The organism is Acidocella sp. (assembly GCF_052326845.1).
GTDB lineage: Bacteria > Pseudomonadota > Alphaproteobacteria > Acetobacterales > Acetobacteraceae > Acidocella.
Genome location: NZ_JBKQJR010000122.1, coordinates 1 through 12270 on the forward strand (window position 1 = coordinate 1; position 12270 = coordinate 12270).

The 12270-nt window shown below is 66.2% G+C and carries 14 protein-coding genes; 9 read left to right on the forward strand and 5 right to left on the reverse strand.

The window, feature by feature from the left end; all coding sequences use genetic code 11:
• The 3 genes from ACLPJJ_RS07960 to ACLPJJ_RS07970 form a co-directional block, all read left to right on the forward strand.
• On the forward strand, window positions 1-369 hold a 369-nt coding region (locus tag ACLPJJ_RS07960; protein WP_443590420.1), incomplete at its 5' end, for an electron transfer flavoprotein subunit beta/FixA family protein.
• A 2-nt stretch (window positions 370-371) separates the two neighbouring features.
• Window positions 372-1301 carry an FAD-binding protein gene (locus ACLPJJ_RS07965; protein WP_443590421.1) on the forward strand — a complete coding sequence of 310 codons (930 nt, stop codon included), beginning with the start codon at window positions 372-374 and terminating at the stop codon, window positions 1299-1301.
• Entirely contained in the window at window positions 1298-2173 is an 876-nt protein-coding gene (locus ACLPJJ_RS07970) for a 3-hydroxybutyryl-CoA dehydrogenase (protein WP_443590422.1), read from the forward strand. Before ACLPJJ_RS07965 ends, ACLPJJ_RS07970 begins: the two co-directional genes overlap by 4 nt.
• A 57-nt stretch (window positions 2174-2230) precedes the next feature.
• On the opposite strand, the gene ACLPJJ_RS07975 is transcribed toward ACLPJJ_RS07970, so the two are convergent.
• Window positions 2231-2593 (reverse strand): dihydroneopterin aldolase, encoded by a 363-nt coding sequence (locus ACLPJJ_RS07975; RefSeq protein ID WP_443590423.1) that lies wholly within the window; start codon window positions 2591-2593, stop codon window positions 2231-2233.
• Window positions 2580-3353, reverse strand: coding sequence for an SDR family oxidoreductase (locus ACLPJJ_RS07980; RefSeq protein WP_443590424.1), 774 nt, complete (start codon window positions 3351-3353; stop codon window positions 2580-2582). The genes ACLPJJ_RS07975 and ACLPJJ_RS07980 overlap by 14 nt, the downstream gene beginning before the upstream one ends.
• 117 nt (window positions 3354-3470) lie before the next feature.
• Between ACLPJJ_RS07980 and ald the strand changes: the two genes are divergently transcribed.
• Complete coding sequence (gene ald, locus ACLPJJ_RS07985) at window positions 3471-4592, forward strand: alanine dehydrogenase (RefSeq protein WP_443590425.1); 1122 nt, start codon at window positions 3471-3473, stop codon at window positions 4590-4592.
• Here ald and ACLPJJ_RS07990 read toward each other — a convergent pair.
• From ACLPJJ_RS07990 to ACLPJJ_RS08000, 3 genes are all read right to left on the reverse strand, one after another.
• Window positions 4519-5823: a putative glycoside hydrolase gene (locus ACLPJJ_RS07990; protein ID WP_443590426.1), complete on the reverse strand. Its 1305-nt coding sequence runs from the start codon at window positions 5821-5823 to the stop codon at window positions 4519-4521. The genes ald and ACLPJJ_RS07990 overlap by 74 nt on opposite strands.
• Window positions 5820-6572, reverse strand: a complete 753-nt coding sequence (locus ACLPJJ_RS07995; protein ID WP_443590427.1) for a polysaccharide deacetylase family protein — start codon at window positions 6570-6572, stop codon at window positions 5820-5822. Before ACLPJJ_RS07995 ends, ACLPJJ_RS07990 begins: the two co-directional genes overlap by 4 nt.
• Before the next feature lie 85 nt (window positions 6573-6657).
• Window positions 6658-7047, reverse strand: a complete 390-nt coding sequence (locus ACLPJJ_RS08000) for a hypothetical protein (RefSeq protein WP_443590428.1) — start codon at window positions 7045-7047, stop codon at window positions 6658-6660.
• Window positions 7048-7152: 105 nt separating this feature from the next.
• On the opposite strand from ACLPJJ_RS08000, the gene ACLPJJ_RS08005 reads away from it, so the two are divergent.
• From ACLPJJ_RS08005 to ACLPJJ_RS08025, 5 genes are read left to right on the forward strand one after another with little or no spacing between them, the layout of a single operon-like run.
• The gene (locus ACLPJJ_RS08005; protein WP_443590429.1) at window positions 7153-8487 is read left to right on the forward strand and encodes a nicotinate phosphoribosyltransferase; all 1335 of its coding nucleotides are present in this window, start codon (window positions 7153-7155) and stop codon (window positions 8485-8487) included.
• The gene (locus ACLPJJ_RS08010; protein WP_443590430.1) at window positions 8484-9539 is read left to right on the forward strand and encodes a phosphotransferase; all 1056 of its coding nucleotides are present in this window, start codon (window positions 8484-8486) and stop codon (window positions 9537-9539) included. Before ACLPJJ_RS08005 ends, ACLPJJ_RS08010 begins: the two co-directional genes overlap by 4 nt.
• Before the next feature lie 40 nt (window positions 9540-9579).
• A complete protein-coding gene (locus ACLPJJ_RS08015) occupies window positions 9580-10230 on the forward strand; it encodes a dienelactone hydrolase family protein (protein ID WP_443590431.1) in 651 nt (216 codons plus the stop codon).
• A 1-nt stretch (window position 10231) separates the two neighbouring features.
• Window positions 10232-10882 carry a phosphoribosyltransferase gene (locus tag ACLPJJ_RS08020; protein ID WP_443590432.1) on the forward strand — a complete coding sequence of 217 codons (651 nt, stop codon included), beginning with the start codon at window positions 10232-10234 and terminating at the stop codon, window positions 10880-10882.
• A complete protein-coding gene (locus ACLPJJ_RS08025; RefSeq protein WP_443590433.1) occupies window positions 10879-11856 on the forward strand; it encodes a ribose-phosphate diphosphokinase in 978 nt (325 codons plus the stop codon). The genes ACLPJJ_RS08020 and ACLPJJ_RS08025 overlap by 4 nt, the downstream gene beginning before the upstream one ends.
• Window positions 11857-12270: the final 414 nt, after the last annotated feature.

Genomic DNA, 12270 nt, shown 5'->3' on the forward strand with positions numbered 1-12270 from the left:
GGCCAGATGCTGGCGGCGCTGCTCGGCTGGCCGCAGGGCACCTTCGCCTCCAAGGTCGAAATTGCCGATGGCACCGCCACCGTCACCCGCGAGGTTGATGGCGGGCTGGAGACCGTGGCGCTGGCCCTGCCCGCGATCATCACCGCCGATCTGCGTCTGAACGAGCCGCGCTATGCCTCGCTGCCGAACATCATGAAGGCGCGCAAGAAGGCCATCGACGTGGTCAAGCCGGGCGATCTCGGCGTGGACGTCACCCCGCGCCTGACCACCGTCAGCGTCTCCGAGCCGCCGGTGCGCAAGGCCGGCATCAAGGTGCCGGATGTCGCCACCCTGATTGAGAAACTGCGTAACGAAGCGAAGGTGATCTAACCATGACGGCTCTTGTTGTTCTTGATTTCGACGCCCATGGCATCAAGCAGCCGGCCCGTTCCGCCATCGCCGCTGCTGCCAAGCTGGGCGAGGTGCATGGCTTGGTGGTCGGCAATGGCGTTGCCGCCGCCGCTGAGGCCGCGGCCAAGATCCCGGGCCTGACCAAGGTGCTGGTTGCCGACGCGCCGGGCTACGACCATGACCTGGCCGAGCCGGTGGCGGCGCTGCTCGTGGCGCTGGCCCCGAATTACAGCCACATCCTGCAGGCGGCCACGGCCATGGGCAAGAACGTGCTGCCCCGCGCCGCCGCACTGCTCGACGTGCAGGTGATCTCGGACATCTCCGGCGTGGTCGATGCCGATACCTTCGTCCGCCCGATCTATGCCGGCAACGCGCTGGCCACCGTGAAGTCGGCCGATGCCAAGAAAGTGCTGACCGTGCGCGCCTCTTCCTTCGACCCGGTGCCGGCCGAGGGCGGAACTGCTGCCATCGAGGCGGTGAGCATCGCCCCGGCTGAGGGCAAGTCCAAGTATCTCGGCTCCGAACTCTCGAAGAGCGAGCGTCCCGAGCTGACCGCCGCGAAGATCATCATCTCCGGTGGCCGTGGCATGCAGAATGGCGAGAACTTCACCAAGCTGCTCGACCCGATCGCCGACAAGCTGGGTGCTGCCGTCGGCGCCTCGCGCGCGGCGGTGGACGCCGGCTTCGTGCCGAACGACTACCAGGTCGGTCAGACCGGCAAGATCGTCGCCCCGGACCTCTATATCGCCGTCGGCATCTCCGGTGCCATCCAGCACCTTGCCGGCATGAAGGACAGCAAGGTCATCGTCGCCATCAACAAGGACGAGGACGCCCCCATCTTCCAGGTCGCGGATTACGGCCTCGTCGGAGATCTCTTCAACATCCTACCGGAGCTCGAGAAGGCACTATGACAATCAGCAAAATCGGCGTCATCGGCGCGGGACTTATGGGTAACGGCATCGCTCACGCGGCGGTGCTCGCTGGTTTTGACGTGGTGCTTGTGGACGCCTTCGAGGCGGCGCTGCCCAAGGCCCTGGCGACCATGACCAAGAACATGGAGCGCCAGGTTTCCAAGGGCGTCATCACCGAGGAGGCGAAGGCCGCCGCCCTGGCCCGCCTGACCACTTCGACCGATTGGCACGCCGTCTCCGATGCCGACATCGTCATCGAGGCGGTGCCGGAGAAGCTGGAGATCAAGGAGACCATCTACAAGGAACTGGCCGCCGTGCTGAAGCCGGAAGCCATCCTGGCCTCCAACACCTCCTCCATCTCCATCACCAAGCTTGGCGTCATGTCCGGTCGTCCGGACAAGTTCATCGGGATGCACTTCTTCAACCCGGTGCCGATGATGAAGCTGGTCGAGATCATCCGTGGTCTCGCCACCTCTGATGAGACCTACCAGGCTGTGCATGCCTTGGCGGAAAAGCTGGGCAAGACTTCGGTGAATGTGCAGGATGCGCCGGGCTTCATCGTCAACCGCATCCTCTGCCCGGAGCTGAACGAGGCGATCTTCGCCCTCGCGGAAGGCGTTGGCTCTGTCGCCGATATCGACTCGGCCATGAAACTCGGTGCCAACCACCCGATGGGCCCGCTGGAGTTGGCGGATTTCGTCGGGCTGGATACGCTGCTTTCGATCATGCATGTGCTGCACGCGGAACTGGGCGAGTCCAAATACCGCCCCGCGCCGCTGCTGGTGAAGTATGTTGAGGCTGGCTGGCTGGGCCGTAAATCTGGCCGTGGCTTCTACGACTACAGCAGCAACCCGCCCAAGCCCACGCGGTAAGCAGAGCGAGGCCAAGTTTGAGCCGGGAGGAGCGATCCTCCCGGTTTTTTTATGCCTTTATTTCGAGGCGGTGAGGCGGAAGCCGACGCTCTCGCAATCCGGGTAAACATCCGGCTTGCGGGAATAGACGATCACATGCCGGACTTCGGGCCGCGCCAGGCAGAATTCCGCGATATCGTGGCACAGGGTTTCCTGCAGCTCATAATGCCGTGCTGCCAACAGCTTCAGCGTCTCCTCGCGCAGGAAGTCGTAATCCACCACATGGGCGATATGGTCCGCCTCCGGCCGGGTGGCGTTGCTCAAAGTCAGTTCTATATCGACGAGCAAGCGCTGAGGTGCTGCTTTCTCGAAATCGTGGATGCCGATCGAGGCCTGCGCCTCGAACCCGCGCAGGATCAGCGTGGCCTCAGATATCCGCATTTTTGGCGTTCCGGTCGAGGAAGGCGATGTCGCGCGGGCGGCGTTGCAGCACCTGCCCGCCGTCGATGACCAAAGTCTGCCCGTGGTAGGAGGGGGTGGCGAGGATGAAATCCACCGCGCCGAGGATCTGCTCCGGGGTGCAGCCACGGCCCAGCGGGTTGTTGTTGTGGGTGCGGATGAACTCCGCCTCTGTCTGCTTGCCGCTGATCAACGTGATGCCGGGCGCGATACCGGCGACGCGGATGCTTGGCGCGAATGCCATGGCGAGCATCTGCGTCATGCCCTGCAGCGCCACCTTGGCCAGGGTGTAGGAGAAATAATCCGGGTTGAGGGCGAAGACCTTGTTGTCGACAAGGTTGATGATGACGCCTTCCGCGCCGCGCGCCTTCACCGCCGCGTGGAAGCCCTGGGAGAGCAGGGCTGGGGCGTAGAGGTTTACGCGCATGTTGCGGTCCAGCGCTCCGGCGCTGGTGGTGGCGGCGGTGTCGTACTCGAAGGTGGAGGCGTTGTTGACGAGCAGGCCGAGCGGGCAGATCGCCTCGCAGCGCGCGACGAGCTGGCTCACCACCTCCGCGTCGGCGAGGTCCGCCCCGATGGCGGTGGCCTGCCCGCCTGCCGCGACGATGCCCGCGGCGACGGCCTCGGCCTCGGCCTGCGAATGGTTGTAGTGGACAAAGACGTGCCAGCCCTTGGCCCCGAGATGCTTTGCGATGGCGGCGCCGATGCGCTTGCCGCTGCCCGTGACGAGTACACCCTGCATGCGGGTTGGATAGACGAGCCGGGGCGGATTACCAAGCCCGGCCTCTTGTTGTTTGGCCTGGGAGATCGAGATACCATTTCTTAGCCGGATCCAACCGCGATAAGTGGGGAGCGGAGCATGCTTGTCGGGCTGCCGAAGGAGATAAAGGACAATGAATTCCGCGTCGGGCTGACCCCGGCCTCGGTGCGCGAGCTGAAGGCGCATGGCCATCAGGTGCTGGTGCAAAGCGGCGCCGGGGTTGGGATCGGCATGGGGGACGACGCCTATATCAAGGCCGGGGCCGAGATCACCCCGGACGCCGCCGAGATTTTCGCCCGCGCCGAGATGATCGTGAAGGTGAAGGAGCCGCAGCCGGTGGAGTGCAAGATGCTCCGTCCGGGGCAGATATTGTTCACCTATCTGCATCTGGCGCCGGACCCGGTGCAGGCGAAGATGATCGAAGCCTCCGGCGCGGTGGCCATCGCCTACAAGACGGTGACGGACGCCGCCGGGCGCTTGCCGCTGCTGGCGCCGATGAGCGAAGTGGCCGGGCGCATGGCGGTGCAGGTGGGGGCGGTGTGCCTGCAAAAGGCCCATGGCGGGCTTGGCGTGCTGCTGGCCGGCGTGCCGGGCGTGCCGCCTGCGAAGGTGGTGGTGCTGGGCGGCGGCGTTGTGGGCACCAACGCGGCGCGCATAGCGCTCGGCATCGGCGCGGATGTCACAATCTTCGACCGCTCGCTCCCCCGCCTGGCGCAACTCGACGACCTGTACGGCCCGCATCTTAAGACCTGCTACTCCACGCCCGAGGCGGTGGAGGAGGCGGTGTTCCATGCCGACCTCACCATAGGCGCGGTGCTGGTGCCGGGGGCGGCCGCGCCCAAGCTCGTCACCCACGCCATGCTGCCGCATCTGCGCCCCGGTGCGGTGCTGGTGGATGTCGCCATCGACCAGGGCGGCTGCTTCGAGACCAGCCACCCCACGACCCATTCGCACCCCACCTTCGTGCTCCACGGTATCGTGCATTATTGCGTGGCCAACATGCCTGGCGCGGTGCCGCGCACTTCCACCCTCGCGCTGACGCAGGCGACCATTCCCTACACGCTGAAGCTGGCGAGCAAGGGCTGGCGCGCGGCGCTGAGCGAGGATGTGCATCTGCGCCACGGGCTGAACGTGGCCGAGGGGCGCATCACCCACCCGGCCGTGGCAGAGGCGCTGGGGCAGGCGCTGTATCCGGTTGAAAAGGTTCTGCAGCAGGGTTGAGCCCGGTATTGCTGTAATCGTTGCGCGGGTTCCACAGCATCCAGCCATCCGAGCCGAAAACCGATGCCGCCCTGGTCTGTTCCCCGATCTCCTCCCCCGCGAAGGGGCGGTGGTCGAAGGCGTAATCGGTGAAGGCCTGGAGCCAGGGGCGGAAGCGCAGGGGGGAGATGTTCAACCGCTGCTGCGCCTGCTGTAGCGAGAGATAGACGATGTCGTAGGCGTGCTCGACCGGGTTGGGGTAGCCTGGGATGCCGAACTGGAAGCCGGACGGGTACAGCATAGGCGAGATGTAGTCGACATTCGGGGCGACGGCGTCCAGCGTCTGGCCGATGCCGGTATCGTTGCGGTTCCAGCAGACATAGCCGAAGATATCGGCAGAGATATAAACATTGTAGGGGCGCAATTGCTGCCGGGCCTCGGCCAGGAAGCCGGCGATGGTGGCCACGCGGGCGGGCGCCGAGATGGGGTGCGCGAATTGCAGGGTCTGCGAGGCATCGGGGAAGCGCAGATAGTCGAACTGGATTTCGTCGAACCCCGCCTGCGCGGCCTCGGTGGCGATGGCGATGTCGTAGGCCCGCACCTCGGGCTGGAACGGGTCGGTCCAGGCCATGTTCTCGCGGTCGCGGAACGGCGCGCCGCTGGCGGTATGCACGGCGAGGTCCGGCCGGTAAGTGGCGAGCGCGTCGTCCTTGAAGGTGACGATGCGGGCGATGGCGTAGATGCCCCTGGCGTGCAGCATCCGCACGAAGGCGGCGAGATCGGGGATGGTGGTGATCCGCCGCGCTCCGTCCTGCTGCACCAATGGCACGGCGCTGGGGTAGGGAATGATGCCGCTGTCGCCCTTGATGTCCACGACCAGGGCGTTGACCGCGCCGCTCTGCGCCAGGGCCAGCGCATTGCCGAGCAGGGCATGCGAACCCGCGCCATAGACGCTGAGATACAGCGCGTGTGGTGTGAATGGGGCGAGGAGCAGTTTGCCGTCGGCGGGCGGGGCGGCAAGGTCGAAATTGCCGGCCCGGTAGCCGGGCGCGCGGACGAACAGCGTGCCCGTGTTGCCTTGCGGGTCGAAATCGCCCTGGGCATCGGCCTGCAGGGCCTGTCCGGCCTCCACGACCGTGGCGCCGGAAATCTGTTTGCCCGAGGCGGCGTCCACCACCTGCAACGGCGCGGCCTGTGCCGGGTGCAGCAGCGCCAGCGAGAGCAGGGTTAAAGCGGCAATGCGGCGCATCATTGCGGCGGCGCCGCGACCAGCGCCGCGAACCCGGCGAGGCTCAACCCGCCGGAGATGGGGATGCGGGGGATGGCCAGAGTGTCGCTATCCGGATGCGCCTGCCCGCCGGCAAAGGCGAAGCCGAACCGGTAGCCCGCGCGGGTTGCAGCGGCTTCGAGATCCGGGTCGTAGATGCCATAGGGCCAGGCCAGCATGGTGACGGATATGCCGAGCCGCTGCTCCAGCACGCTCTTGGAGCGGGTGAGCTGCATATCGACAAAGGCGCTGTAATCGGCCGGGGTGCGTTTTTCCCGCTCCTTGCGGAAATCGGGGTGCCAATAGGTATGGGACTGCACGTCCACCAGCCCGGATTTCACCATCTCATCCAACTGCGTCCAGGTGAGCGCGTAGGACGCGTTGGAGATCGCCGAGGGATAGATGAACAGCGTGACGTGGATGTGGCGGCGCTGAAGTATGGGGTAGAGTTGGGTGAAGACGGATTCATGTCCGTCATCCACCGTGATCGCCACGGCGGGCGAGGGTATATTCCGCCACTGCACAAGCGTTTGCAGCGGCACGATGCTGTAATGATGCGCTGCCAGCCAGTCGAGCTGCTGCGCGAACGCGCTGGTGGTGACGGTCGTCAGCCCGGATTTCACCGGGTCGAACCGGTGATAGACCAGTATGGGAACGGACGGCTCCGCCATGGCGGAACCGGCAAGAACGCAGAACAAGCCTGCAACGATGGCGCGAAGCCCAAAAAGCGGCATGAATGGAGCAACCTGAGTGCAGGCGAGGCGAGGAGTTTACAACCGCAACGTAGATGACGGGCCGTTGCGGTGGCAAGACCGGCGGTTACGGGCTGGCGCTTGTGAAGCCGGCGTCGTCCGCCTCGGCTTTACAAGCATAGCTGCCTGCACCTTTACCGTATTTGGCCGTGTCGGGCAGGTAATAGGTCAGGTTCGGGCCGTGCAGCCAGACGATGGTGTCCCCAGGGCAATGATCTGTTGCGGCGGCGGCGGTGGGGAAGCGGTGGGACTCACCAAGGCCGGTCGTTGCGCCCATCTGCTCGTTTTGGGCGGAAGGACTGACGTTTTCGGTGGTCGAAGAGGCGGTGGCGGCGGTCGCGGCAAGCAGAGCGGCGGCCAGCCCGAGTTTGAGCGGCGTCAATGTGTTCATGATCGTTCTCCTGAAGCGCGCTGCGTGTTCTTTCCACTGGATGGTGTGCGCATTGATGTCGATCAACCACCATGCCGCGCGGGGGAATATTAATAGGACGCAATAATGATTGCGCCGAACTTCAACTGCGGCGGGCGATCGTTTACCTTTTTAACTGAAACGCGGCGCAAAATGATCGAACAAAGCCTGCTGCTGACTGATACGTATGAGCTGTCGATGCTCGAGGCCTACCGGGCGCACGGCATGGCGGATATTGCGGTATTTGAGCTGTTCTTCCGCAAGCTGCCGCCGGAGCGCGGGTTTCTGCTCGTGGCAGGGCTGGAGCAGGCAGTGGCGTATCTCGAAAATCTGCGCTTCACGCCGGAGGATCTCGCCTGGCTCTCCGCCTCGGGCCTGTTCGCGCCGGATTTCGTGGCGTCGCTGGCGGATTTTAGTTTCACCGGAGATGTGGATGCTATGCCGGAGGGCACGCTGGTCTTCGCCGATGAGCCGGTGCTGCGCGTTACCGCGCCGCTGCCGCAAGCGCAGCTGGTGGAAACCAGGCTGCTCAACATGATTCATTTCCAGACCGTGATCGCCTCCAAGGCCGCGCGCATGGTGTTGGCGGCTCCGGGCAGGCAGCTGGTGGATTTCGGCTTGCGCCGGGCGCATGGGGCGGAGGCGGGGCTGCTGGCGGCGCGGGCAAGCTATCTGGTTGGGTTCGACGGCACGGCGACATTGCAGGCCAGTCAGGAATTCGGCATCCCCGCCGTCGGCACCATGGCGCATTCCTTCGTGCAGGCGCATGACGACGAGGCCACCGCCTTTGAGCGCTTTGCCCGGGCGCGGCCGCATGCGCTGACATTACTGATCGACACCTACGACACCGAGCGGGGGGCGCGTATCGTCGCGGCTTTGGCCCCGCGCTTGGCGGCGGAGGGCATCCTGGTGAACGCCGTGCGGCTGGATAGCGGCGACCTTGCCGCCCATGCCCGCGCCGTGCGCGCCATTCTGGACGATGCCGGGCTGTGGCGCATCCGCATCTTCGCCAGCGGCGGGCTGGATGAATACTGCTTGCAGGCGCTGTGCGCGGATGGCGCGCCGATCGAAGGCTTCGGCGTCGGCACTGGCCTGACCACCTCGTCGGACGTTCCGGCGCTGGATTGCGCCTACAAGCTGCAGGAATACGCCGGAAAGCCCAGGCGCAAGCGCAGCGAGGGCAAGGCCACCTGGCCGGGGCGCAAGCAGGTGTACCGGCGTTATGCGGAAGACGGCACAATCGCGGGCGATGTGGTGGCCCTGCTTGATGAGCCAATGCCAGGGGAGGCTCTGCTGCAGCCCGCCATCCGCGCCGGACGGCGTGTGGCGGGTCTGCCCGGGCTGGCCGAGGCCCGCGCCCGCGCTGCCAGCTCCCTTGCCCGGCTGCCCGCGCCGCTGCGGCGCTTGGAGCAGGCGGCGGTGCCGGTCGAGATCAGCCCCCGGCTGCGCGCTCTGGCGGCGCGGCTGGATCAGGATCTGGCGCCGTGAATAAGGCGCTGGCCGCAAACAGCCAGGACGAGGTGGTCGGGTTTCTCTCCCGTCCGGAAAGCTACGGCCTGCACGGCGGCGCGGTGGAGAAGATCGAGACGCACTGCTCCATCGTGTTCCTTGCCGGGGAGCGCGCCTACAAGCTGAAGCGGGCAATCCGCTATTCGGCGCTCGACTACACCACGCTGGCGCAGCGCCAAGCCGCCTGCGCGGCGGAACTGGTGCTCAACCGGCGGACCGCGCCGGAGATCTATTTTGGCGTCAGCGCCATCTGCCGTGGCCCGGGTGACGGGCTGGTGTTCGATGGGTCCGGCCCCGTGCTGGAGCCCGTGGTGGTCATGCGCCGTTTCGCGCAGACGGCGCTGCTCGACCATCTGCTGGAACATGGCGGGCTGACGCCCGTGCTGATGCAGGCGCTGGGGCGGGCCATTGCGCAGTTGCACAATGCGGCCGAGCCGGTGCCGGCTTTCGGCGGCAGTGCTGCGATGCGGCGGGTGATTGCCGATAACGCGCGGGAGTTGGCCCGTGTCGCCACCGCTTTGGACGGCGCGGATGTCAGTGCGCTCACCACCCGCACGGCGCTGGCGCTGGATCAGGTCGCCGGGCTGCTCGACCGCCGGCGGGCCGAAGGAAAAGTCCGCCGGTGCCATGGCGATTTGCGGCTGGCGAATATCTGCCTGTGGGAGGGCGTGCCGACGCCGTTCGATGCCATCGAGTTCAGCGACGAAATTAGTTGCATCGACGTTCTGCACGACCTCGCCTTCCTGCTGATGGACTTACTGGTGCATGACCGTGCCGACCTCGCCAATGCCGCGTTCGATGCGTATCTCGAACTGGCGCCGGAAACCGAGGGGCTGCGCGCGCTGCCCCTGTTCCTGGCCCTGCGCGCGGCGACACGCGCTTACGCGCTGGCGGGCAGCGCCAGCCGGCAGGCGAGCCCGGCGCAGGCCGCGCGCAAGATGGCGCTGGCGCGGCGGCACATTGCCGCTGGACTAGGTTTCCTCTCGCCGGACTGGCGATGCTTGACGCGGATCAATGCGGAAATGCAGTGAATAGAGTTTCAGTCTCCCTTAAACCAAGGCTGAGAGGATCATGTCCGAATCTGGCCGTACGCTCCCGGTGCTCCTGCCGCCATTCTCGCGGGAGGGAACGCTTGGCCTCCCGGAGGGCAAGCCGCGCGGGATTGTGCTGTTCGCCCATGGCAGCGGCAGCAGCCATCGCAGCCCGCGCAACATGTTCGTGGCAGAGGCGCTGCGGGATGCGGGGCTGGCCTTCCTGCTGTTTGACCTGCTGACAGACGCGGAAGCCGAGGACCGCGCGAATGTGTTCGACATTTCGCTGCTTGCGTCGCGGTTGAACCAGGCCGCCACTTGGCTCGAGACCAAACTGCCCGGTTGGCCGATGCCGCTGGGCTATTTCGGGGCCAGCACGGGGGCGGCGGCAGCGCTGGTTGGCGCCGCGGCACGGCGGGATGTGCGGGCCGTGGTCAGCCGGGGCGGGCGGCCGGATCTGGCGGGCGACGCGCTCGGCGCGGTGAAGGCCGCGACGTTGCTGATCGTTGGCGGTGATGACATCGAGGTGCTGTCGCTCAACCGCGCCGCCTCCCGCCGGATGCGCTGCGAGCGCCGCGTGGCGGTGGTGCCGGGGGCGACGCATTTGTTCGAGGAGCCGGGCACGCTGGAGCTAGTGGTAGAACTGGCGCGGGAGTGGTTTTTGCAACATCTCGGCCCGGCGGGGGCGTGATATGCTGTTCACCGACCGCGCCGATGCAGGCAAGAAACTCGCCAGGCGGCTGCTCCAGTTGAAGGACAAGAAGCCCGTGGTGCTGGCGCTGCCGCGCGGCGGCGTGCCGGTGGCGTTCGAGGTGGCCAAGGCGCTCGGCGCGCCCCTGGACTTAGTGCTGGTGCGCAAGATCGGCGTGCCGTTCCAGGAGGAATACGCGCTCGGCGCCATTGCCGATGGCGGGGAGCCGGAACTCGTCATCGACGAAAACATCCGCCGCAGCCTGAATATCCCGGAAGACTACGTCGAGCGGGCAAAAGCCGAAGCTCTGGAAGAGATCGAGCGCCGCCGCCGCGTGTATCTCGGCAAGCGGGCGCCGGTTGAAGTCGCCGGGCATACGGCCATTATCGTCGATGACGGCATCGCCACGGGCGCCACCATGCGCGCGGCGCTGCGCGCGGTGCGGCGGCGGGACCCAGCGTGGCTGGTGCTGGCGGTGCCGGTGGCCCCGCCGGAATCGCTGCGGCGGCTGGAGGAAGAGGCGGATGAGACAATCTGCCTGCACCAGCCGGAATATTTCGCTGCCGTTGGGCAGTTCTACCAGGATTTCGGGCAGACCCAGGATAACGAGGTCATCACCCTGCTGGCGCAGGCGGAGAGGAGCGCCCCATGAGTTCACATCCGCTCACCATTTTCGGCCTGGCCGGCAGCCGCGAGCTGATGGAAGCCGTCGCCGCCCGGCTGGAGGTGACGCCCGCTTTGCACGAGGAGCGGCATTTCGAGGATGGCGAGCATAAGGCAAGGCCGTTGCAGGATGTGCGCGGGCACGACGTGTTCGTGCTGCACAGCCTGCATGGCGATGATCGGGAAACCAGCAACGACAAGCTCTGCCGCCTGCTGTTCTTCTGCGGCGCGCTGCGCGACGCAGGTGCGGCACGCGTCACCGCCGTGGTGCCGTATCTCTGCTACGCCCGCAAGGACCGGCGGACGAAGCCCAACGACCCGATCACCACACGTTATGTCGCAGCACTTTTCGAGGCGATGCGCGTGGATGGCGTGATCGCGGTGGAGGTGCACAACTTGGCCGCGTTCGAGAACGCGTTCCGCTGCCCGGTCTGGCATATCGAGACGATGCCGCTTTTCGCCGCGCATTTCGCGCCGCTGCTGCGGGATGAGGAGATCGTCGCCGTCTCGCCCGATGCGGGCGGGGCCAAGCGCGCCGAGCAGTTCCGCCTGACGCTGGAGGGGCTGACCGGCCACGGCGTCGGCAGCGCGTACATGGAGAAATACCGTAGCGCCGGGGTGGTGAGCGGCGAACTGCTGGCCGGCGATGTGCGCGGCAAGGTTGCGGTCATCGTTGATGACCTCATCAGCACCGGCAACACTTTGGCGCGCGCCGCCAGGGCATGCCGGGAGGGCGGGGCGATTCGGGTGTTCACCGCTGCGGCGCATGGCCTGTTCATCGGCGGCGCACCAGAGTTGAGGTGCCCGCCCGGGCGCCGCCCACATCCCGCGACAAACGAGGCCGGCTTCTCGGTCGTGGCCTGGCAGCAGTCCGGTTCAGGCCAGGCCGGGGCCCGAGTCGAGAAAAGACAGACGGGGTCAGCTTGGCGGGGCATCGTTTTGCGAAGGTTTGCGGGACTCTGAGGCTGTTCGCTCCGTCGCCAGGTACCAGACGATGACCGCGATTTCCGCGAGCGCGACGACGACGAGGTAGGCCACGCGCTTGAGGCTACTTGCGTCCGGCGAGCTGAGCGTCGGCGCGTGCAATTCCCGTCAGGGCATCGTCGGCTGTGCACCGTCGGACTACGTCAGCGTGTGCTTCGCATCGGTCGTCACCAGCCTCATTATTTGGTCGACGTTGCCGCCCGCGCGACGACGGCGCAGGGTTGTCGAGCGAACACACAGAAAGGCATGCCGAGTTGACCGAGCTGACGAAGCGATCGGCGCAATGAACCTTCGGAACGTTGCCGTGGGCGCAACTGTGGCGGTGAAACCTTTCAGTCGGGGTCGCGCAATCCCACCTTGGCTGACTCGGTCATGATGTGCTCGACCCACCAG

Excerpts from the sequence above, each read along its gene's own strand:
- ACLPJJ_RS07990 (WP_443590426.1), bottom strand. The coding sequence starts at position 5,823 with ATGATGCGCCGCATTGCCGCTTTAACCCTGCTCTCGCTGGCGCTGCTG.
- ACLPJJ_RS08015 (WP_443590431.1), top strand. The coding sequence starts at position 9,580 with ATGTCCGAATCTGGCCGTACGCTCCCGGTGCTCCTGCCGCCATTCTCG.
- ACLPJJ_RS07970 (WP_443590422.1), top strand. The coding sequence starts at position 1,298 with ATGACAATCAGCAAAATCGGCGTCATCGGCGCGGGACTTATGGGTAAC.
- ACLPJJ_RS07975 (WP_443590423.1), bottom strand. The coding sequence starts at position 2,593 with ATGCGGATATCTGAGGCCACGCTGATCCTGCGCGGGTTCGAGGCGCAG.
- ACLPJJ_RS08005 (WP_443590429.1), top strand. The coding sequence starts at position 7,153 with ATGATCGAACAAAGCCTGCTGCTGACTGATACGTATGAGCTGTCGATG.
- ACLPJJ_RS07965 (WP_443590421.1), top strand. The coding sequence starts at position 372 with ATGACGGCTCTTGTTGTTCTTGATTTCGACGCCCATGGCATCAAGCAG.
- ald (WP_443590425.1), top strand. The coding sequence starts at position 3,471 with ATGCTTGTCGGGCTGCCGAAGGAGATAAAGGACAATGAATTCCGCGTC.
- ACLPJJ_RS07995 (WP_443590427.1), bottom strand. The coding sequence starts at position 6,572 with ATGCCGCTTTTTGGGCTTCGCGCCATCGTTGCAGGCTTGTTCTGCGTT.
- ACLPJJ_RS08020 (WP_443590432.1), top strand. The coding sequence starts at position 10,232 with ATGCTGTTCACCGACCGCGCCGATGCAGGCAAGAAACTCGCCAGGCGG.
- ACLPJJ_RS07980 (WP_443590424.1), bottom strand. The coding sequence starts at position 3,353 with ATGCAGGGTGTACTCGTCACGGGCAGCGGCAAGCGCATCGGCGCCGCC.
- ACLPJJ_RS08025 (WP_443590433.1), top strand. The coding sequence starts at position 10,879 with ATGAGTTCACATCCGCTCACCATTTTCGGCCTGGCCGGCAGCCGCGAG.